At 42.9% G+C, this 22,117-nt stretch carries 18 protein-coding genes and 1 pseudogene; 10 read left to right on the forward strand and 9 right to left on the reverse strand.

Features of this window, described 5'->3' with window-relative positions:
- Positions 1-8: 8 nt before the first annotated feature.
- The 6 genes and pseudogenes from KI743_RS06655 to KI743_RS06680 form a co-directional block, all read left to right on the forward strand.
- Positions 9-698 (forward strand): hypothetical protein, encoded by a 690-nt coding sequence (locus tag KI743_RS06655; protein WP_285465660.1) that lies wholly within the window; start codon positions 9-11, stop codon positions 696-698.
- The gene (locus KI743_RS06660) at positions 689-1,387 is read left to right on the forward strand and encodes a hypothetical protein (protein WP_285465661.1); all 699 of its coding nucleotides are present in this window, start codon (positions 689-691) and stop codon (positions 1,385-1,387) included. The genes KI743_RS06655 and KI743_RS06660 overlap by 10 nt, the downstream gene beginning before the upstream one ends.
- Entirely contained in the window at positions 1,387-1,584 is a 198-nt protein-coding gene (locus KI743_RS06665) for a hypothetical protein (protein ID WP_285465662.1), read from the forward strand. The genes KI743_RS06660 and KI743_RS06665 overlap by 1 nt, the downstream gene beginning before the upstream one ends.
- A 105-nt stretch (positions 1,585-1,689) precedes the next feature.
- Positions 1,690-3,177, forward strand: coding sequence for an MBOAT family protein (locus KI743_RS06670; protein ID WP_285465663.1), 1,488 nt, complete (start codon positions 1,690-1,692; stop codon positions 3,175-3,177).
- On the forward strand, positions 3,149-4,249 hold the full coding sequence (locus KI743_RS06675) for a hypothetical protein (RefSeq protein WP_285465664.1): 1,101 nt from the start codon (positions 3,149-3,151) through the stop codon (positions 4,247-4,249). The genes KI743_RS06670 and KI743_RS06675 overlap by 29 nt, the downstream gene beginning before the upstream one ends.
- A 332-nt stretch (positions 4,250-4,581) precedes the next feature.
- Positions 4,582-4,722: pseudogene (locus KI743_RS06680) on the forward strand (L-threonine 3-dehydrogenase); the annotation flags it as partial.
- An 83-nt stretch (positions 4,723-4,805) separates the two neighbouring features.
- On the opposite strand, the gene KI743_RS06685 reads toward KI743_RS06680, so the two are convergent.
- From KI743_RS06685 to KI743_RS06700, 4 genes are all read right to left on the reverse strand, one after another.
- On the reverse strand, positions 4,806-5,138 hold the full coding sequence (locus KI743_RS06685; RefSeq protein ID WP_285465665.1) for a PepSY domain-containing protein: 333 nt from the start codon (positions 5,136-5,138) through the stop codon (positions 4,806-4,808).
- Positions 5,139-5,402: 264 nt separating this feature from the next.
- Positions 5,403-6,626 carry a DUF819 domain-containing protein gene (locus KI743_RS06690; RefSeq protein ID WP_032550349.1) on the reverse strand — a complete coding sequence of 408 codons (1,224 nt, stop codon included), beginning with the start codon at positions 6,624-6,626 and terminating at the stop codon, positions 5,403-5,405.
- 527 nt (positions 6,627-7,153) lie between these two features.
- Positions 7,154-9,079 (reverse strand): monovalent cation:proton antiporter-2 (CPA2) family protein, encoded by a 1,926-nt coding sequence (locus KI743_RS06695; RefSeq protein WP_285465666.1) that lies wholly within the window; start codon positions 9,077-9,079, stop codon positions 7,154-7,156.
- 3 nt (positions 9,080-9,082) lie between these two features.
- The gene (locus KI743_RS06700; RefSeq protein ID WP_285465667.1) at positions 9,083-9,697 is read right to left on the reverse strand and encodes an NAD(P)H-dependent oxidoreductase; all 615 of its coding nucleotides are present in this window, start codon (positions 9,695-9,697) and stop codon (positions 9,083-9,085) included.
- A 283-nt stretch (positions 9,698-9,980) separates the two neighbouring features.
- Here KI743_RS06700 and KI743_RS06705 point away from each other — a divergent pair, with 283 nt between their 5' ends.
- Positions 9,981-11,057: a low specificity L-threonine aldolase gene (locus KI743_RS06705; protein ID WP_285465668.1), complete on the forward strand. Its 1,077-nt coding sequence runs from the start codon at positions 9,981-9,983 to the stop codon at positions 11,055-11,057.
- Positions 11,058-11,125: 68 nt separating this feature from the next.
- Here KI743_RS06705 and KI743_RS06710 read toward each other — a convergent pair whose 3' ends face one another.
- A complete protein-coding gene (locus KI743_RS06710; RefSeq protein WP_268844467.1) occupies positions 11,126-11,251 on the reverse strand; it encodes a hypothetical protein in 126 nt (41 codons plus the stop codon).
- 409 nt (positions 11,252-11,660) lie between these two features.
- On the opposite strand from KI743_RS06710, the gene KI743_RS06715 reads away from it, so the two are divergent.
- Positions 11,661-12,095, forward strand: coding sequence for a YccF domain-containing protein (locus KI743_RS06715; protein ID WP_032550353.1), 435 nt, complete (start codon positions 11,661-11,663; stop codon positions 12,093-12,095).
- Between the two features lie 54 nt (positions 12,096-12,149).
- Here KI743_RS06715 and KI743_RS06720 read toward each other — a convergent pair whose 3' ends face one another.
- The 3 genes from KI743_RS06720 to KI743_RS06730 all read right to left on the reverse strand — a co-directional run bounded on the left by KI743_RS06720 (position 12,150) and on the right by KI743_RS06730 (position 17,863).
- Positions 12,150-15,896 (reverse strand): hypothetical protein, encoded by a 3,747-nt coding sequence (locus KI743_RS06720; RefSeq protein ID WP_285465669.1) that lies wholly within the window; start codon positions 15,894-15,896, stop codon positions 12,150-12,152.
- A 402-nt stretch (positions 15,897-16,298) separates the two neighbouring features.
- Positions 16,299-17,447 carry an L-threonine dehydrogenase gene (gene yiaY, locus KI743_RS06725; RefSeq protein ID WP_032550357.1) on the reverse strand — a complete coding sequence of 383 codons (1,149 nt, stop codon included), beginning with the start codon at positions 17,445-17,447 and terminating at the stop codon, positions 16,299-16,301.
- A 254-nt stretch (positions 17,448-17,701) separates the two neighbouring features.
- A complete protein-coding gene (locus KI743_RS06730) occupies positions 17,702-17,863 on the reverse strand; it encodes a hypothetical protein (protein ID WP_191907551.1) in 162 nt (53 codons plus the stop codon).
- A 191-nt stretch (positions 17,864-18,054) separates the two neighbouring features.
- On the opposite strand from KI743_RS06730, the gene yjjG reads away from it, so the two are divergent.
- The gene (gene yjjG / locus KI743_RS06735; protein ID WP_150868747.1) at positions 18,055-18,729 is read left to right on the forward strand and encodes a pyrimidine 5'-nucleotidase; all 675 of its coding nucleotides are present in this window, start codon (positions 18,055-18,057) and stop codon (positions 18,727-18,729) included.
- Between the two features lie 103 nt (positions 18,730-18,832).
- Here yjjG and KI743_RS06740 read toward each other — a convergent pair whose 3' ends face one another.
- Complete coding sequence (locus KI743_RS06740; RefSeq protein ID WP_285465670.1) at positions 18,833-21,001, reverse strand: diguanylate cyclase; 2,169 nt, start codon at positions 20,999-21,001, stop codon at positions 18,833-18,835.
- A gap of 156 nt (positions 21,002-21,157) precedes the next feature.
- On the opposite strand from KI743_RS06740, the gene yddG reads away from it, so the two are divergent.
- Complete coding sequence (gene yddG / locus KI743_RS06745) at positions 21,158-22,099, forward strand: aromatic amino acid DMT transporter YddG (protein WP_285465671.1); 942 nt, start codon at positions 21,158-21,160, stop codon at positions 22,097-22,099.
- Positions 22,100-22,117 lie beyond the last annotated feature (18 nt).

Genomic DNA, 22,117 nt, shown 5'->3' on the forward strand with positions numbered 1-22,117 from the left:
GGTGATTTATGACGACAACCAACAAGTTCCTTTGCCGTGCTTATTTGGGTAAAGATAAAGCCAAGGTGAAAAGCCATCGCATTGTCTTTAGCGAAAACACTCCAGGTCGTTGTGAGCTTGCCATTGAAGGTAACCCCGAACTTAATACCATCATTGCGGTAGATTTAGGTTGGGGCAGTGATATCAGCCGCGTCTTTCTCGGTTATATTGAGCGAGTACAACCTGCAGAAAAAGGCTGGTCAAAAGTGTTTTGCCGCGAATTAGCGGCAATACTTTATAAGCCACTCAATATCATCATGCGTCACCCGACACTTATGCAGCTTCTTAGCGAAGTGACTAATAGAACGGGACTTCAATTTGTGGTACCAGAGAAAGCCTACAGCAAAACAGCCATACCTTGTTTTTATAGCGATGGTAACGGCTATCGAGTTATGGACGAACTAGCTCAAGCGTTCAGCATTGATGGCTTGTTCTGGCAGCAACAGGGCAACGGACAAATTTACGTAGGCAGTTGGAAAGATTCATTCTGGGCAGATAAGGCTGTCACCATACCTAATGAGCTAATGACAAACCACACAGCCAACAAGTCAGTAAAGATACCGGCTATTCCAAAACTAAAGCCAGGTGTTGTCGTGAATGGACTCCGATTAATTGGTGTAGAGTTTGAAGGAACGGAGGCAAAGCTAACATGGATGTGAATGTTATTAAGCGCATTATCTTTAGGTTGTTTCCAGAGTTCACAGGCCAGTGGCATTTGCCAAGATGGGGAAAGGTGGTTGCATTGCCAGAACTACCAGAAGAGGGTGAATTGTCTGATCGCTTTTATCCTCACTATGCAGTCGATGTTCAGCTACTCGATGAAAAAGGCATGGAATACGAAGATAAACCACCACTGCAGGCGGTACCACTTCCGGTTCCAGGTCTTGGTGATCATGCTGGTCGATTAGAGCCACCTGCTATTGGCAGCATTGTAGAGTTAGGTTTTATGTTTGGACAACCAGACAAGCCTTTTATTCGTTGCGTTCTACCACTTGGCTTCAAGCTACCAGGTATCAAAGAAGGTGAAAGCCGATACCAACAACGGCAAGGCGTTTACCAATTGGTAGACCAAGATGGAAACTTTGAGCGAAAGACAGATAAAGACGATAAATTGGAATGCCTTAACCAACGAATTAAAGTACTGGAAAATCGTTTAGCTGAAATTGAAGGTGACCACACGGAAACCGTCAAGGGTAATAAGACAACCACGGCTAAAAATATCACCGAGAATGCAGAGTCGATAAAGATGAATGGTGGTAAAGGAGTTTGCACAGGTGCAAGCATTTGCCCATTCATGGGTAAACCGCATGTAGATGTATCAACCTCAGTATTTGCAGGGAAGTCGTAATGGCATTAACTAAACCATCGTTAAGACAAAAACTAGAAACAGAGTTGAAAGCGCAAGGTTTCGTTCTAGATGGCGAGTTCGCCATGGCAGGGAAGTTCGCAGAAGCTATCGCAAATGCAGTGGTAGACGAAATCACCCAGAACGCAGAGGTTGAAGTAACAAACGGCAGCTCTGTTGGTTTATACAAAGTAAAATGAAACACGTTTAGTGTAGGCCAACTAGTTGAGCAGGACTGAGATTTGAGTCGATGATTGGCAAAATAGCTGATCTTTAAGAACTTTTCTCTTGGCGCAGGATAGCTTATGATAGGCATAGCCTTAAGCCATGGATTTGTGCTTTCTAATGAACCTCGGGTGACTTCTAGGATGTCTTTCATATCTGTTATTTTTCTTATATTTTTGCCGATAGTTTTCTTCCTCTATTTTTTTTCCCCTAATAGATTCAAACCTTGGATTATCCTTTTGGCTAGTTATAGTTTTTATGCTTACTGGGACTGGCGCTATACACCTTTGATGTTTTTCTCTTCAATAGTAGATTATTACTGCGGGAAATTGATGTGGAGAGAACGAGACCGAGGAAGAAGAAAAGTATACCTGTATATCAGTCTATTAGTTAATCTAGGTATACTTGTTTCGTTTAAGTATTGGAATTTTATTGGCTCTAATATGAACGATATACTGGGATCTGACTTTCAAGCTCACAATCTACTCTTACCACTAGGTATTTCTTTTTATACATTACAGTCGTTGAGTTATACGTTTGATGTTTATCTAGGTAAAGTAAAGCCTGAAGATAAACTTAGCAATTTTTGCTTATTTGTCAGCTTTTTCCCTCAATTGGTGGCTGGGCCTATTGAGCGAAGTAGGAATTTAATTCCTCAATTAAAATCTTTGTCCTCCCCAAGTGAAAACCAATTCTTCAATGGTTTTTTTCTTATATTATGGGGGGTGTTTTTGAAGGTTGTAATAGCAGATAATTTAACTGGCATTATAACATCTGTTTACTTCAATGATGTCGTATTTCCTTTTTGGTTATATTGGATAGTTGGATCTTTGACATTAATAAAAATCTATTGTGATTTTATGGCATACTCTGAGATAGCGCGTGGTGTAGCTAAGCTATTTGGCGTCGAGATTACGGTGAACTTTAGAAGGCCGTTGTTTGCAAAAACGTTAAAGGAATTTTGGCAAAGATGGCACATATCATTGACGCGTTGGATAGGTGATTATGTATTTAAGCCGTTGGCTTTGAGAAATAAAAGTGACGGCGCTAGGAACTTGATTACAGTGTTTACATTGCTATTGATAGGCTTTTGGCATGGGGCAAGTTGGAACTTTATAATATTTGGATTGATTCAAGGTATCATAATCGTATCTTGGAACCCGATTTCAAACTTCTTTACGAGTAACATATTTTTCATTAATAGATATAAAAAAATAATCGGCATGAGCATGGTTTTTGTTTGCATGTCTTTTTCTTCAACGATTTTCTATGTGTCAGATATGGAAGTGTTGCTAAGAGTAATGGAAAGAATGTTTGATCTAACAACTATTTCCAAACAAGGGGGGTTAAGTGTTATACATGGGAAGATTGATTTAATTTTTGCATTAATTGGAGCGTTTGTTTTAGGCCAATTTAGCTATTGGGCTGAATTCAAGAAAGTATCAGTCGTAGATGTGCTGGTAGAGAGTCATCCAATTTACTATTGGATGGCTTCGATGTTGCTTTTGTTTACAATGATGTTTTTTGGGAGTTTCTCTAGTGAAGTCTTTATCTACTTTGCCTTTTAGTAAGCTACTTGTTTTTATTTTTTTTCTAGCGATTTCGATTTTAATTGTAAGTGGTGTTTTGCAATGGATCGGTAGTCGAATAAACTTAGGTCAGTACGATGTAGCATTGAGGTATAAAAATAAAATCGATTATTATGAGAATTTTAAAGGTGATTTTGAAGTTATTGTAGCTGGTTCGTCTCATGCCAAAAGTATACACATTGAAAGCTTAGGGAGGAAAGGGATCAACTTTTATGATGGCGGCGGTGATATAGAAGAAGCTAACTTTAAACTATCTAGAATCATCCCGGACGCTGAAAGTGTTAAATTTGTTATTTACCCTTTATCTCCAGGAGGTCTTCTAATTAATCGAAGTTCATATGGTATTGACAAGTCGAGAGTTAAATTGATGTTATCAAACTCACCGTTACTATACTTGGATTATCTTGTTTATCCAATAGAACTTGTGTCAAATTATCTTGATTATGCATTTCCTGTAAGAGACTCAAAAAGTTTCGCAACTGACAATTTGATTACATTACTCACCACGTTCCGTTGGGATGAAAATAGTAGAAGGAAAATACACCCCAACGACTGCTTTATCATTGATAGTGATTCCTTCCAATCGAGGTCAGAAGATGGAATCATACATGGCTATTCAAGGAACTTAATGAAGCCTAAATGTATACCTGAATATGCTGAGCAGACTGTTGCTGCACATATTAAAATGATGAATAATAGTTTAAGTGCTGATTCAAATGTTAGACAGAAGAATATGAGAAGGGTTGTAGATATTGCTAATTCTTTGTCAAAGCGGAGAGGAAAGCTAATCCTGTTTATGCCACCGTTTACACGAGAATATTACGAGTCACCAGAAATCCAGTCACTCGTTCCCGCCCATTTATCTGATATGAATGAGTTAGCGAAGCATCCGGCAATAGAGTTTTATGACTATCATGATTTCTTCTTTGAGAAGTTGGATCAAGGAGAGAACAAGTATTTCTTTGATGACGACCATCTTGCATTACCCGGAGCTATTGAATTTTCTAGATCGCTGAAAGTACAGTTGGATAAAGTAGCATTGAACCTATAGATAATGTAAGTGGCGACAGAAATGGCGACATTCATTGAAAAACTACGTAAATAAGAGGGCTGAATTGCCATTTTTAACTGTTTTAATATACATGATTTTACTTTTTAGTAATTGAAATAAAAGGATAATTCGATTTTTTGTTGTAGTTCTATGGCATATTTTCTTACAGTGCTTACTTGTTTGTAGGCGCTAAATAGGAAGAAAGGTGGGAAAGACACCTACTATTGAAGTGGGGGAGTCATAACAACGACTGAAACTGTCGCCACTTTGTCGCCATAAACTTTATATATTTTAATTAAGCCGTTGTTTTGTAAGGTTTAATTGTTGGTTTGTACATAATGGCTTCTTTGATTCAATCAGGCTTAGATCTAACACCAATCATTACTCACCACTACAAAGTGGACGACTTCCAAGCTGGCTTCGACATGATGCGCTCTGGTATGTCTGGTAAAGTAATCCTAGATTGGGAATAAGCTAATAAGGTAACTCCTTAGCTAATACCAACATGAAAAATGCCCCAAAGAAATTTGGGGCATTTTTGTATGGGTCGTTCAGATTACTTATCAACATCCCCGAGTACACCTTCGTGGGACAGGTCACCTGATAGTTCGGCTTGTATCTCTGCTAAGCTCTCTTCTTCCGAAGCGACGATCTTTCCTGTTATCGCATCGACTTCAACTTCATAGGCTTTATCGCCGTGTCTGACAAATACGTCCCACTGGTTATCAGGTTCGTCGTGTCGAATTCCCAACACTTCTACCCCTACAGATTCTAGAGCGGCTTCAATGGCTTCTGCTTTACTGATGATATTCGCCTCAGAGGCGGCATAACTCGGAATGCTTGCTATGCCGAGTGCTGTAATGGCTGCGCATATAACGAAATTCTTCATAGGTCTCTCCATTCACTAAACGTGCTTTGTGCTTTAAACCTAGTACGGAGTGTATGACTCATCAACGATGCGTAATGGTCTCTCTTGTTGGTTTTAGAATGAGACTTCTAATGCAAGTCATGTCTATTTGTACCAGTAGCATCAATACTGCACCTGAGCGTGTGAACAAAATGTAAACACTTTCAGGTGACTCTACCTAGTAGAAAACAAAAATCCGACACTGGTCGCCCAATATCGGATTTTTAGATGCGTAGGTGGGGTAGATTAGCCCGCAGCCGCCTGCATGATGAGACCGCAGATGTATGCGCCGTAAGTACCCAGTGCGTAACCTAGAACGGCCATAAGGATACCCACAGGTGCTAGAGCAGGATGGAAGGCTGCCGCAACCACTGGAGCAGAGGCTGCACCACCAACGTTAGCTTGGCTACCTACTGCCATGAAGAACAGCGGTGCACGAATGAGCTTAGCCATCACAATCATTAAGATTGCGTGGATAGACAACCAAGTAATACCAATGAAGAAGTAACCTGGGTTATCGAAGATTGCAGTTACGTCCATTTGCATACCGATGGTTGCAACCAGAATGTAGATAAATGCAGAACCAATTTTAGAGGCGCCAGTGTGCTCTAGGCTGCGTGTCGACTTAAAGCACGAAGCAATCAGTGCAAATGTTGTCACCATTACGATGAGCCAGAAGAAGCCAGAAGTTAGGCTGTATTTTGCAAGCTCAGGTGCATTGGTTGAGATCCATGGTGCAATGATGTCACTGAAGAAGTGCGCAAGACCAGTTAAACCAAAGGCGATCGCTGCGATTTTCATTAGATCGGTCGTTGTTGTAGGACGCGCGTTCTCTTCTTGGTATTTAGATACCGTCTCTTTTAGCTCTTCGATAGATGATGTATCGGCTTTCAACCATGCGTCAATTTTCTTCTGACGGCCAGCCATAATCAGAAGCACTGCCATCCAGATGTTGGCACAGATTACATCAACGGTAATCATTGCAGAGAACAGCTGGTCGTCTACATCAAATACTTCTTTCATTGCTGCTTGGTTAGCACCACCACCAATCCAAGAGCCGGCTACAGTTGTGAGGCCACGCCAAACGTCACCAGATACAAGGTCAGGGTTAACCTGGTCGATGATAAGAATTGCAGCAGGGCCACCAATGATGATACCGAGCGTACCAGTAAGGAACATGATCACTGCTTTTGAGCCAAGACCGAAGATCTTACGAAGGTCTGCTGAGATAATCAGAAGTACCAGTGCGCTTGGAAGTAGGTATCGGCTGGCAACAAAGTATAGCTTTGAGTTAGAAGCGTCGATGATGCCAAAACTGTTAAGTAGTGAAGGTACGAAGTAACAGAGCAATAGACCCGGAACGAACGAGTAGAATTTTTTAAGTGCGCTATTTTGGCTACTTTCCGTGATAAATACACCGCCAAGAATAACGGCTAACAGGCCCATTATTACTGCATCATTAGTAATCATTATTATTTTCCTCCTTTAGGTGATGGCAAACGCCTCACTTTTTGAAGTGCAGGACTATACCTATAAGCCGTATTCGTTACAAATTGTAACAATAGAAATGATTTGAAATATTTTTGTTAAATTTAATGGGTTTTACGTGTGACTTTGCTGGTTAAATAATTGGTTGGATGAATATTTATTTATGGTTAATTATTTATGCATAAAGGTGTATGCAATGTTATTCAAAGCCAGTGAAATGGACGTTTAAGTGTGATGTATTCGGATTGTGTTCGGTAGGGTTGAGAAGGGGACGTATAAAATCTCTAAAGAGAATGCCCTGCGATATGTTTCATAAATGTAAACGGGTGCATAAAAATACGAATTTCGTTCGAAATGGAAAATCAAATATAGATCACATAAATGCAGCTGTGATAGCCGAACTTGATAGGCTTTTATCTCCCGAACGGACGTTATTTGGCGTTTCCCCAGTGCTGAAATCGAAAAAACGCGGCTTATTTAGCCGCGTTTGGGTGTGAGGTCGTGATGACTTACGCTTCTTCTTCCTCAAAGTCGTCAGCGTAACCTTTCGGTGGTGGCGTCCAACCACGCTCCGAGCGGGTATGCTTGTCTGAACGGTCTTTCTTCATGTCTTCTTTCATCGCTTCTTCTAGATGAATGAAGATTTGACGATAGTTGTTGTCGTAACGAGGGTTATCTTCAGCCGCAGCCCAAGCTTTATATAGCTTTTCTGACTTACGATTTTCAACACGCATATAAGTCGACTTTTGCTGTTCAACAAAGAATGGATGGTGACCCAGTGAGCGAAGCGCCTCTGCACCCATTTCCAATGCTGAATGATACGTCTCTGACTCAATAAAGTCGGCACCCACTTCTCTTAAACGGTAGCTGTGTCCACGGTCGAAGGCACGAGCCAATATTTTCACTTTCGGATAAGTGTGTTTCACGTATTTCACCAGCTCGACACTCGCATCTTGATTATCGATGGCTACAACGAATAATGCCGCATCTTCGATTCCTGCTGTGTGCAGTAGGTCTGGTCGAGTCGCATCACCAAAGTATGATTTGATGTTGATTGAGCGAAGTACATCGACTTGGTTGGCTTGGTGATCGAGTACCACCGTGTTTACGCCGTTAGATACCAATAGACGGTTAACGATTTGGCCGAAACGACCAATACCCGCGATGATCACAGTGCCTTTCTCTTCTATAGTGTCTTCTTCTCTATCGTTAGATTTCTGTTCATAACGAGGAAGGATCACTTTATCGAACAAGATGAAGAGACCCGGAGTTAGGAACATCGACAAGGCGACAACAAGAGACAGAGTTTGAACGATATCAGATGGCAATACATGGTTTTGAGCAGAGAAGCTCAATAGTACAAAGCCGAACTCACCAGCTTGCGCCAAGCTCAGTGTAAATAGCCAGCGGTCGCTGTTCTTGATCTTGAAGATCAATGCCAAGGTAAATAGCACAGCTGCTTTTAATAGCATGACACCCAGAGTCAGTCCGATGATTAGGATGAAATCATTGAACAGTACATCGAAGTTGATTCCCGCACCTACCGTAATAAAGAACAGGCCAAGCAGTAGTCCTTTGAACGGGTCGATATTGGATTCCAGCTCATGGCGAAATTCACTGTTGGCAAGTACCACGCCTGCGAGGAAAGTACCTAGCGCTGGAGACAGGCCAACTAGGCTCATTAATGCTGCGATACCAATAACCAACATGAGTGCGGTTGCTGTAAAGATTTCACGCAATCCTGAGCTTGCTACAAAACGGAAGAGTGGACGACTTAAGAAGTGACCACCCACAACAACTAACGCAATCGAAGCGGTAATCACAAGGCCGTACGCCCAGCCCGGTAGTCCGGCAACCAAACTTAGCTCGTCATGATGATCTGCCGCGGTGGATACTGCATTTTGTGCTGCTTCAACTAATTCCGGTAGCGCCAATAGTGGGATGAATGCCAACATTGGAATAACGGCGATATCTTGGAATAGAAGAACAGAGAAAGCATTTTGTCCGCCTTCTGTTTTCGACAACCCTTTCTCATTAAAGGTTTGAAGAACAATCGCAGTAGAAGAGAGCGCAAAAATGAGGCCGATGGTTAATGCGATTGTCCAAGGTTGGTCAAATACAAGCGCGATGCCCATGACAATCGCCGCTGTACCGCCAACTTGTAGGCCACCCAAGCCCATTAGACGATTGCGCATCGCCCACAGCATTTTAGGCTCTAGCTCTAAGCCGACTAAGAACAGCATCATCACCACACCAAACTCTGCAAAGTGTTGGATGGTTGTTGTTTCTTCGCCCACAAGGCCAATGATAGGGCCGATAACAACACCTGCAATTAGATAACCCAGAACAGAGCCTAAGCCAAGGCGCTTAGCAATAGGTACCGCGATAACGGCGGCGACTAAGTAGATAAAGGCTTGTAAAAAATATCCCGTCATTCTTTAGTCCTTGTTCATGATTTCATCGAGGTAGTGGTTTAGCTTGGCGGCTTTTTTCGCTTTCTTATAATCGATATCGCCGGCAACTAATGACTCCAATAAGAATTTGTAGCGCTCAACGTGCCCAACGATACGGTTCTCTTCTAAAGCGGTTCGTGAGCCAAAAAGAGCATAAGGCGCTAAGTACTCCATACCACACAGAGACGCAGTTTGTTCAAGAGGGTGGAGCAACTCTCGAATCGTAAAGTGGTTGTAGCCGTCTGTTTGGTAGGCATCTTCTTTACCACCCGCAGTAATGCTACACAGGAACTTCTTGCCTTCTAACTCATGGCCATCGGTACCGTAAGCAAAGCCGTATTCTAAGACTAAATCTTGCCACTCTTTTAGAATGGCTGGAGTCGAATACCAGTAGAGTGGGAACTGAAAGATAATGATGTCGTGGTCAAGAAGACGCTTCTGCTCACGGTCAATATTGATCTTGAAGGTTGGATACTCAGCGTAAAGATCGACACACGTGACGTTTTCAATTTTCTTGGCTTGGTCAAACAGTGGTTTGTTCGCTTCAGAGCGGTGTTGAGATGGGTGTGCAAACAACACCAGAACTCGATTCTTCGACATATGGCCCTCTTTATATAATTCGAACAATATCTACTCGTTACAATAATAGAAGAGTAGTTGAAGAACAATGAATTAGCTTGGATTTGATCGAGATAACGTACGACTATTTGATAGAAGTGGAAACGTTTGCGATTTTGGGGCTTTTTGCGACAAGACTTGTGAAATAGAAATCTAAATATGCAGTATTAAGTGGCAAAATAGCGTCTTGTTTCGTGTTACCTTGAGTCAGAAATCAGAGTCGCAAAGACGACATCAATTGAACATCGAATAAAGGAAATACCCTATGGCTAAGGACCTACGTCAGCAGTGCAAACTTTTTCTCTCCGGTCATTTCGATCCGACACCGGCACAACTCTTTTCACAGATGGCTCAATGGTCTGAAGAGCATGACATAACGCATGATACCTATGGTGATGGGGCGTTCATTCAAGAGTTCGAACAGAAAGTTGCCGATCTTCTTGGTTTTGAGGCTGCAGTATTTGTGATCACCGGAACAATGAACCAACCTACGGCTCTACAAATCGTATGTGATGAGAAGCGTTGCCAGAACGTTGCTATGCATGAATCGAGTCACATCATCCGTCATGAGAGCCAAGGCTATCAGGTTCAGAATCGTTTCAATGTCCTGCCTTTAGGTAATGTGTATCGCACTTGGAATGTGGACGATTTGAGAGCGTGGCCTGATGAAATCGCTGCTGCGCTGTATGAATTACCTATGCGTGAAATTGGTGGTCAGCTCCCAGAGTGGGAAGAGCTAGAAGCCATTAAAGATTACTGTCAAACCAATGATGTTCATCTCCACATGGATGGTGCACGCCTGTGGGAATGTGGTGCTTACTATCAAAAAAGTTATAAAGAGATTGCTAATGGCTTCAACTCTGCCTATGTCTCTCTATATAAGGGTATCAATGGGTTGGGTGGCTCTTTGCTACTCGGCAGTAAGGCATTCATTGATAAAGCATCACTATGGATGAAGCGACAAGGTGGTAATGTTTACCATAGAACTCCATTTATCGTTTCGGCTGCAATGCAGTTTGATGAGCGTTTGGCGCAGATGCCTGCGTTGTTTGAACGCACCAAACAGGTGTATCAAATTCTTCAAGACTACCCGCAGTTCATTGTGAACCCTAAACAGCCCCAAAGTAATATGCTGCATCTTTACTTGCCAGTGAGTGTGGAAGAGGGCATTGAGTTAAGAGATAAAATTGCAGTGCGAGACAAAATTTGGATTGGGAATCCGAGCCCTTGTGAGTTACCGCACCAATGTAAGATTGAATGGTATGTGGGCGACAATCTATTGAACCTTCCGGATCATGAATTTATCGATGTTCTTGACATGCTGGTTTCCGAGTTAAGCTGATTGAGCACTTAGTTCCAAACAAAAAGGCAGTGGTTATGCGCCACTGCCTTTCTCGTTCTGTCGTTTGTCTACATGTATTGATTGATGTAGACATCAACTAAAAACATAAACACTGGAATGGTGCTGAGTACGGCGAAAAAAACGATAGGTACCCAGTTTTTCATCTTCTTTTTTGGTTGCTCGTTGTTGCTCATAAAGCCCGACCTTTAATCTTGCTGTTTACTAGGTCTGATACCAATCGTAGTAAATAATTGCTCGAACTAGCTTGTTAAAATGCTCGATAACTGCGTTAGAATTTTTGATTGTAGAATAACTACTTATCGAAAAATGCTGCCTTGTTCTCAAGCCTTTTTCTGCGCTATTTCTGAACACTTACTTACTGTGATTGGTATTAAGCCTACACAGTCTATTCGATAGTTAACTTGCGGCTATAGTAACAAAGAAGCTCACACTTGCTAGGATTTGTGTATGAGAATCGTGGTGAGTATCAAATGATCTTTATTTTCAAAGGTTCATTGGCGGTTCATCTTTGTTTTGAAATAATAACCTTAACAACGGCTTACAACGTGTAATGTCGCATCTTAGATTTATGGAGAGCACTCAATGAAAACAATCGGCAATATCATTTGGTTTTTGTTCGGCGGTGTATTTATGGGATTGGCGTGGTGGTTCTTCGGACTATTAGCATTCATCACGATTGTCGGTATCCCTTGGGGCAGGGCGTGTTTTGTGATGGGTAACTTCTCGTTCTTCCCATTTGGCCAGGAAGCTATCGCACGTGATGAGCTGACTAACGAAGGCGATATTGGCACCAGCCCACTTGGCATGATAGGTAACATCATTTGGTTCGTATTCGCAGGGGTGTGGCTGGCGATTGGTCATGTGCTATCTGCAGTAGCGTGCTTTGTCACTATCATCGGTATTCCATTTGCCATTCAGCACCTAAAGCTTGCTGTGATTTCATTGGCACCTATCGGTAAAACGGTCGTCGACAAGCGCGAAGCTGAAGCCGCTCGTGTGAGAAACTATAAAGGCTAGAAAGAAATGCCCCCAATTAAGGGGGCATTGATTTGTTGGATGAGTTTCGCCTAATTAGTCATCGGGTTGGTCAGCAGTGAAAATTCGAGACCAAATATCACCTCCGTTGTCATCTCCTACGCCATCCCAGTCGCTTCCCCTTGAGAAGCCTTTGATAGAAAACTCGATACTATTACTGTCAATAATAGCTAACGTATCTCTTGCTGTGATTTCTCCGGCATCGATAACTACGTCTACCAGGTTCGTTTCATCGTTAACAGTCCAAGTCATGGTTAAGTTCTCTTGGTCACCGTCATCTACATGTGAAACTATATAGGAGCCAGTGCCATCTTCTTCAAATACGAAAGTTTCGAATTCACCGTCTTCATCTGAGTTGCTTGTGAAGCTGATTTTTCTGTCGAAGTATTCCGCACTAAATGCTGCCTTGGAGTCACTTAGTTCTATACAAGATTCCACGCTATCTTTGTAGTCTTGGAAAGAGCCATAAATTGGCACGTTGTCTTCGTCATTCCAATCAGTATTGCCTGTATCACAATAGAGAATGCCATTGCTAGTCGATAGGTCTTCGTAGGTTGAAGCCCAAGATTCAGATGCTTCTGGTTCGTAGAAAGCGAGACTCACGGAGCCTTCTCTGTTGTACAAAACAGTAATATATTCGGCTAACTCAGTCTTTTCCTCGTCATAGTAAACAACATACATGTTGTTATCTGTGTCAAATTCCCATACCCAATATCTAGGGATTCCGTTACGGTAATTTATGGCCGTGCCATCTTCATTAAATTGATATCCACGAGTTTCCCCATTACTTTTCACTCTACCAAGCTGTAACCCCGATAGTTCAGAGGTTAGTGGCTCGTCAGCACAATCTGAATATTCTGAGAGGTCATTTTTAAAGCTATCTAATGACGCGCTAGAATTTTCGGGGAAGCTACAAATGACATTGCCTTCTATGAGTTCCACAGTGTCCGACCAAATTAATTGCTTCGACTGTTCACCCTGAACCTCAGATTCATAGAATTTCAACGACCATACTGAATCTGATTGCTCAATTAACGTCCAGGTCCATGATGCGCTATAGTCTGCTTCAGTATAAGTGACTACCACTTGACCATTGTTTATGCTCCAATTGTCTGTATATCCGTATTCACCATTTTTAGAAACGTCTACCGTCCCATCTGCGTTAAAGAAGTAGTCACGGGTGTCACCATTGCCCTTAACACGATGGAAATTTTGGTCGACGATCATCTGTTCCGTGATTGTGATTCTACCACCACAAGCTGTAACAGCGGCTTCAAACTCTTGTATTGTTGCGGTGTCGTCTTCGTCGTCTCCCGTACTACATGTGGAAACAGGTACATCGACAATGTTTAAAGCAGCATCTCGAGCAATAGCATTGATGTAGATGCTTTCATCAACTTCTGGTTCTCCTGCCTTTTCAAGTGAACCTTGATGGAGTTGGCCGTCAACAACGCTAAATAAGACATGCGGAGAGTCTTGATCAAAGCTTTCGCCCCACTCTGCGATAGCTTCCTCGGGAACAGTAAACATAATAATGTCTTCATTGTTCATCGTTGAGCGAGTCCAAGTGGCTGACGATACCCTTACAGCTTCTCCATCATTCCAATTTAAAGAATAAAAGTTGACCGTATTGTCAGAGACTAGTTCGGCACTAACATCCCATCCAATTGATACACCGTAGTACATCGATGTCTGGCCAACTTCACCTGCACTTGTGTCTACGACCAGTTCGTCTAATGTTGCATTGTCTTTGCCATTGTGACCATCAAAAACCCATGGCGTCCAGTTAGTCCAAAGATAGTACGCATCGTTAACTGGAGTGAAGTTAAGAACTACGGCCGTTGAGCCATCAGGGTAGCTAGCCTGACTGTCTTCCAACAAGTCTAAATCTAGGTTGTAAGAGGAAATAGAGACGCCAGATAGATCTTTATGTATTGCCGTTGCACTGTAAGTTAACGTCGGGTGATCTACTGGGTAAGCCATTATTTTACTATCGCTGATATCCAGTACATATTCTTCGGGGATTGATGTCCAACCTTGCTCAGTGAGTTGGGTGTCTGACTCATAATCGTTTGGTACTGTGATTAACGTTCCGTCAGATTTAACTCGCTGAATTTGGGTTAATGGAGCAACATCACCATTTGGAGTAAAGGTGTCGATAAAGAGTTGGGTGATCTTGTCGTAATCTTCCTCCCAAAGAGAGTAAATAGCGCCTTCTGATTTGATGAATTCGATTGCCTTTGCCGTGTCCGATAAACCTACATCTGGATCGGTCGGATCGAGGTCGTTTTCATCGTCGATACCGTCATTGTCGTCATCGGGGTCTGCATTATTACCAATGCCATCCTTGTCGGTGTCGACAGATTCATCCTTATCTAATGGAAAGTCATCTTCTTCATCAGAAACGCCGTCACCATCATCATCAGTATCTGCATTGTTGCCTATGTTATCCTTGTCAGTATCAACCGTTTCAGAGCTGTCTAGTGGGAACGCATCGTTTTCGTCACTAACTTCATCACCATCGTCATCTGTATCTGCGTTATTACCGATTCCATCCTTATCGGTGTCGAGAGATTCGTCTTTATCTAATGGGAAGTCATCTTCTTCGTCGGAAACACCATCACCATCATCATCGGTATCAGCGTTGTTTCCTATACTATCTTCGTCGGTATCAACACTTTCTGATGGGTCAAGTGGAAATGCGTCTTCTGCGTCATTGACTTCATCGCCATCATCATCTTCATCAGTATTATTGCCGATACCATCATTATCAGTGTCTAGTGTCTCTGTTGGGTCGAAGTCGAATGCGTCTTCGGTGTCTGGAACTCCGTCATTATCGTCATCTAGATCGGCATTATCACCTTTGCCATCAGAATCTGAGTCTTTGGTTTCATTCGGATCTAACGGCATTTCATCTTCTGTATCAGAAACGCCGTCTCCATCGTCATCAGTATCGGCATTGTCACCAATTTCATCATTGTCACTATCTAGCCATTCACTGCTGTCGCTTGGAAAGGCATCATCTTCATCTGCGACACCATCTTTATCTGTATCCTTGTCTGCCACACCTGATTTGTTGAAGACAATGGAATCTAAATCTGCTTCGTTGTCTTCAACAATTTCTTTGATTTTTGAGTTTACAACACTGATAGCAGCTAAGAGATCATTATTGCCGTCGTTATCGTTGGCAGCAGTGTTCAATTCTTCAGGGCTCTCTGGTAAGTTCCCTGATGCAACTAGGCTTCTCGCACCAAAGGCCGCTTTCTCGTTATTGTTTTCTTTGTAATCACCAAGAACTTCACCTTCTTCTAATCCCATTTCTGTCGCAACATTTGTGATTGCTTCTTCTTTGCTGGCTGCTTGCCCTGATTCAAGTTGGACATGTACTAAAGTGGAGAGTGGTGTGACGTCTCTTTCTCCGGCAGGAGCGGACATTACGTAGTCGGATGCGACGGTATTGCCCGTATCTTCATCAACGGTTTGACCTTTTATCGATCTAACGACAAGAGGGTGGGTTTCTGGATTATCAATACCAGTAATATCTAGGCTAGCTTTACCTCCTTCTCCTGTGGTGGCAGAAGGCTCGTTAGAATCTAACTGGAAGTTAGCATTAAGGTCTAACCAAACTTGGGCACCATTCAAGTATCCATCAATGGCCGTTACGCTATAAGATGTGCTGGACGCGGAACCGCTAGACGAGTCTGAATCGGAGTCGTCAAGACAACCGACCAGACCCACACTAGCAGTTAACCCTAGCACAATAGTGAGTGGGTTCTTTTTCATTAGTTCATCCTAAACTGACGTTGCATAGATTATGTTGCATAAGAAAGCTAGGAAATGAACTGGGTTTGCGCAAGGTGCATAAAAATGCATTTTTGACTAAATGAATAGTTACACTTGGTATTTATTTGTTTGGTTTATGATTCATTATGTTAGTAACACTAAGATAAATAAAAAATAATATATGGAATTGTGTTCTTTAGGTTACGCTGCACTGTTCGCAGAGACTCACTTTGGCTTCGAAATAAAAAATAACCATTGTTTTAATATGTGATCTATTTCACTGCGTGTTTGTGGTTTATCTTGTCAATTATTGTGACTTTGCTCGATAAAAAAATGGGCTCACCGATGGCAAGCCCACTTTCAAACTAACATATAAAGTTTGGTATTTTATAAATTGAAGGGCTACATTGCCGCTTCAAAAATCGCTGAAATTTCTTCGTGCGTTGCTTGTTTCGGGTTAGTGAAACCACAAGCGTCTTTCAGTGCGTTGTCAGACAGTGTTGGGATGTCTTCTAGTTTCGCACCCAGTTGAGCGATACCAGCAGGAATGCCAACATCAGCCGCTAGAGTTACGATAGAAGCGATAGCTGCTTCAGCACCTTGCTCTGCCGTCATTTCTTCAACATTTACGCCCATCGCTTTAGCCACGTCACGTAGACGCTCAGGACATACTTGCGCGTTGTAGCGTTGAACGTGTGGAAGAAGAATCGCGTTACATACACCGTGTGGAAGGTCGTAGAAACCACCCAGTTGGTGCGCCATTGCGTGTACATAACCTAGAGATGCGTTGTTGAACGCCATACCAGCCATGAATTGTGCGTAAGCCATTTGCTCACGAGCTTCGATGTCGTCACCGTTGCTTACTGCTGTGCGTAGGTGCGCTTGGATAAGCTCAATCGCTTTGATTGCTACAGCATCTGTAATTGGCGTTGCCGCGATAGATACGTACGCTTCGATTGCGTGAGTCAGTGCATCCATACCTGTAGCTGCAGTTAGTGATGCAGGCTTAGCAAGCATTAGCTCAGGATCGTTTACAGAGATCAGTGGCGTAGTGTGCTTATCTACGATTGCCATTTTGATGTGGCGAGCTTCATCAGTGATGATACAGAAGCGAGTCATCTCAGAAGCCGTACCAGCTGTCGTGTTGATAGCGATCAGTGGCATCATTGGTTTTTCAGATTGGTCTACGCCTTCGTAGTCAGCAATCTTGCCACCGTTAGCCGCAACTAGTGCAATACCTTTCGCACAATCGTGTGGAGAACCACCACCAAGAGAAACGACGAAGTCACACTCGTTGTTTGTTAGTAGTTCAAGGCCGTCTGTTACGTTGGCCGTAGTTGGGTTTGGTTGAGTACCATCGAACACAACTGTGTTAACGCCACGCTCTTCAAGTAGATCTTGTACTTGTTTAACAACACCGATTTGGTTCAAGATTTTGTCTGTAACGATCAGACCTTTCTTAAAACCTTGTGATTGAATGCTGTCCGCTGCGTCTTTTAAACAGCCTGTGCCCATGAAGTTGATTGTAGGGATAAAAAATGCACTAGCCATGAATTGCTCCAGTTAAATTATGATTTTTGCTTGAGTTCTATGTTGGCGATAAAGGCCTGTGGAACAATTGATCTGGGACAATTTTCGCACCTAACTACCACTTTGTAGTTAGGGATTGTGACGTGCTTCATGAAGCAAACGGTTAGCTAGTTTCTAATGATAATTTGAATAATAATAGGTGGCGCCAACCGTACGCCATCTATATGAGAATGAATATTGTTGATGCAAGAAATACACATAAAGTTCTAATATCATTAACTTTTTGTTTTCTCGGTATCGATGGTTTCATCAATAGTTTTTTCACTGTTTACGATTTCTTTATCGGTATCTTGTGCAGAGTTTTCACCGACGAAAGCATCGTAGTTTTTGACAAGAAATGGTGTGAGCATGACAGACGATGGTAAGAAGTGCTTCATAATACCTCCGGTATTGAGATGTGTTTCTTGTATGTTATTAGTTTAATATGTGGCAAAATTTGCGATACATCATAAGTTGATGCGTGACTTCTATAAAAAGTCAGAACTTTCTACAAGCTCACAGTTGTGTTGAAAGTGTGCAAGATGAGGCATCGCCTCTTAAGAATGATCAAACCCAAGTAGGATAGGTAATGAAGTACGACTGGATATTTTTTGATGCGGATGAAACGCTCTTTCACTTTGACTCTTTTAAAGGAATGAAGCTGATGTTCTCTCGTTTTGGCGTCGATTTTGACGAACAAGATTACGCGGCGTATCAAAAAGTGAACTTACCACTATGGGTTGATTATCAAGACGGCAAGATTACAGCAGATCAGCTTAAGCACACGCGCTTTGAGTCGTGGGCGAAACAGCTAGATACAACAACAGCAGTACTTAACAGTGCTTTCTTAAATGCAATGGCCGATATTTGTACCTTGCTACCGGGGGCGAAAGAGCTGATGGATGCGCTGCAAGGCAAAGTTAAAATGGGCATCATTACCAACGGCTTTACTGAGCTGCAAGCCATTCGTTTAGAGCGAATGGGGATGACGGACTATTTTGACCATGTGGTGATTTCAGAAGAAGTTGGCGTCGCTAAGCCCGATTTCGCTATCTTTGATCATGCACATCGCATTAGTGGTGCTCCTGCCAAAGAGCGCATGCTGATGGTTGGTGATAACCCTCATTCAGATATTCTAGGTGGCATCGATTTTGGTATTGAAACTTGTTGGTTGAACGTTGACAGTAAGCCACGACCAAGTGGAATTGAGCCGCACTACCAAGTTGCATCACTGAGTGAATTAAAGGCTCTATTGCTCGCTTAATCTCAACAAAAGATGGCAGATGTTGAAGGTACCTAATTTTGAAATTGGGTACCTTTTTTATTGGAGCTTGATTGACGAATTAGGTGTTGGGCTTTGAATACCACTACATAAACGGTAGCGGGAAAGCATCACTAGGTTCTGGTGTTGTGAATTCTTCAGCATCAATGATCAGCGACCCATTTCGACCTTTATCCTTGATGGAATACAAAGCTTCATCGGCTTTTTGGATGAGTTCAGAGTCGAGTAACAAGCTCTTGGTGCTGTGATCGAAAACTGCTCCTCCGATGGATACGGTGATCCTGTCACTGCATGATGAAGCGCTGTGCTCAATGTTTCTTTGATACAGGTCTGCCATGAAGCTGCGTACTTTTTTCTCAAGTTCTGGCTTCATCATGCATTCCGTTAGGATAAGAAACTCATCACCTCCAAATCGGAATACTTTACAGTGCTCTTTGGTGAAGTGAGTTCGAAGTAGGTTAGCGATCTCCTTTAATACGTCATCACCTTTGACATGGCCATAGCTGTCGTTGTACTGCTTGTAGAAATCTACATCACACAATAGAACAGCGATCTTATTCGCTGCTTGTGGGCATTTTTGTAGCTTCTGAATCGATGAACCGAGCGAGACTCGGTTAAAGAGGCCTGTTAGAGGGTCTAGGTTCGCTAAGCGATTAAGCTCTTTTTTTTGTGCCTCAAGCTGCTTCTTGTGCTGTTTATTCTGTAAGTCGACTGCGATGTAGGAGCCAAGGTGCTTAATCAAAGACATATGGTAGTCCTGGTAAGCATGTGGCTGGTGGGTCTGTATCGTCAGCACTCCTAACGTCTTATGATCGAGTGTCAACGGGATCATGATAACAGACGGGTAATCCTCTTGCGTTGTACCGACAAATGCATGGGCAGTTGGATCGTTATTGACAAGCTTTTGTAGTACTTCAGGGGAAAAACTACCGTGAACGAAAGACAGATTGTTCTTAATACAATAGGTGCTTAAAGTCGACTCACCACGACAATCGATAGTGAACGGTGGTAGTAGATTACCAAGGTCGATGAATTGCTCGTAATGGAGCTGCTCAGACGCCTCGTCGTATAGGCCCAAAGCAAGACAATCGACAGACATCAGCTTTGAAAGGTCGTTGTACAGACGAAATACCATGTCGGTAAGGTCATTGTGTGAACCAAGGTACTCGCCAAACGAAGAGATCAATTCCAAGTTCTTAGCCAGTGACTGTGCGTTCTCTAGTTGGGGACGCTCAGAGTGGAGCTGATAAAGCTGAGAGATCGATTCGCTGTTACTTTCACCGTGCAGCTTGAGCGCCTTTGACTGTAAATTGAAGGCTTGCTCTAGTCGTTCACTCTTCACCGCTGCGTCACGGTTAAATTTCGACTCTTGATGCAGGATTGAGGCAAACGCCTCCAACATCTTAGCGCTTCCGAATGCTTCAACGAGAGGCAGTGCTTTTTGGATATGCGTGTCGAGATGATCAATATGCTGGTTCTCGATAGCACAACGACAATATTCAAGCAGCGCATCTAATAAGTAGAAATCATCTGATAATTGCTCTGCACATTGAATCGCTTTACAGAAGTGCTTAAGCGCTTGTTGTGGCTCTCCCAGGAGCTCTAAGTGGGCTCCAAAGGCGTTGTGATAAAAGAATTCACCGAGTGGACTGGCGTGTCGCGATAGCGTTTCGCTGTACTGCTCAAACTGCTTGATAGCCACATCAAACCGACCCAATTTGCTGTTGGTGAAGGCCAGGTTGGTTAACACTGGTGAGATCACCATCTGCTCTGGGGTTTGCACGCTCGTTTCCCAAGCTAATTCACAGTAGTAGTGCGCTTTATGAAAATCCTCTGCTTCGAGAAAGATATAGCCTAAGTTCGCGTAGATTCGCGCAAGCAAGTAGGGGCTATCAATGTGTTTGCACTCAGAAGCCTTAGTCAATTCAACAATGGCTTCGGTGAAATTTCCCGAACGAATCATGGCGATACCCAAACCATATTCGATGTAATATTTCAGGATCAAAGAGGGTGAAGCATCGGCTTTATTCAGAGCTTGACTAAGATAGACAAGCGCTTGTTTAACCTTGCCTTTTCTCAATACACAAAAACCGTCTACAAACAGTTTTATAGAGCTTGGGATGGTTTTGTTTTGTCGAACTGCTTCGGCATCCATCGCTTTTTTGACTTGGCCGATAGCCCCTGCGCCTTGAGAAGCAATGACTTCTTTTAGTTGCTGGTCTAGGTAGTGAGTAAAGCTATCGGTATAGTTCATTAAAGTAATAGTGATGGAATAAATATGATTATATTGTACGAAGTGTTGTTTATTTTAGGAAGTCTTATTTTGTTTTTTCTATCAATTAGCCAAGTTTCTGGTTTATGCTCGCCATTTAGGAAATGGCTTAAGTTGGCTTTGTAAAAAGGTAATCAAGTGTTAAAGACTCATCGTTACAGTTGTTATGGCGTGATGGCCATTCTATTGTGGAGCTGCTTAATCGCGCTCTCACGCAGTGTATCTGAACAGTTAGGACCGATTGGAGGGGCCGCCAGCCTTTATACGGTGAGTTCGATCTTGTTGGTCTTTACCATGGGGTTACCGAAAATTTCGCGCTTCTCTAAATCGTATTTGCTGATTGGAGGCTCGCTTTTCGTCTGCTACGAGATATTTTTGGCTCTTGCACTGGGTATGGCGAACAGCCGTCACCAAGCCATCGAAATGGCTGTCATTAACTACTTATGGCCAGCGTTAACGGTACTGTTTGCCGTTTTACTCAGTAAGAAGAAAACTAATTTATTGGTTTATCCAAGTATCGTCCTTGCTTTCTTTGGTGTTGCTTGGAGTATCAGTGGCGATCAGGGTCTCTCGGTACAACAGATTGCTGCAAATGTCGCGACGAACCCGCTAACGTATTCCATGGCGTTCTTTGGCGCGATTATCTGGGCGGTGTATTGCAACTACACGCAGCGCGTGGCGAAAGGTCAGAATGCGATCGTGTTGTTCTTTATCGCAACGGCTGTAACGCTATGGATTAAATATGCGCTGAGTGACGAACCAGCAATGGTGATGACAACGAGCGCTGCTATCGATCTTGTTTTGGCGGGCGCGGCCATGGGAGCGGGTTATGCGTTGTGGAACACGGCGATACTCGGCGGAAACATGGTGTTTCTTGCAACCATGTCTTACTTTACGCCAATCTTCTCGACGCTATTCTCTTCAATGCTGCTTGGCTTGTCACTCACAGTCACTTTCTTGCAAGGCGTGTGCATGGTGACCATTGGTTCATTGGCGTGTTGGTGGGTAACAAGAGAAAAGCCGACACAGAAAGCATCGGCTAAATCAGAGAGTAGTGATATCGAACAAGCGAAGACCTAGTTGCGATTTGCTTCTTGT

The organism is Vibrio sp. D420a, from assembly GCF_030248625.1.
GTDB lineage: Bacteria > Pseudomonadota > Gammaproteobacteria > Enterobacterales > Vibrionaceae > Vibrio > Vibrio fortis_A.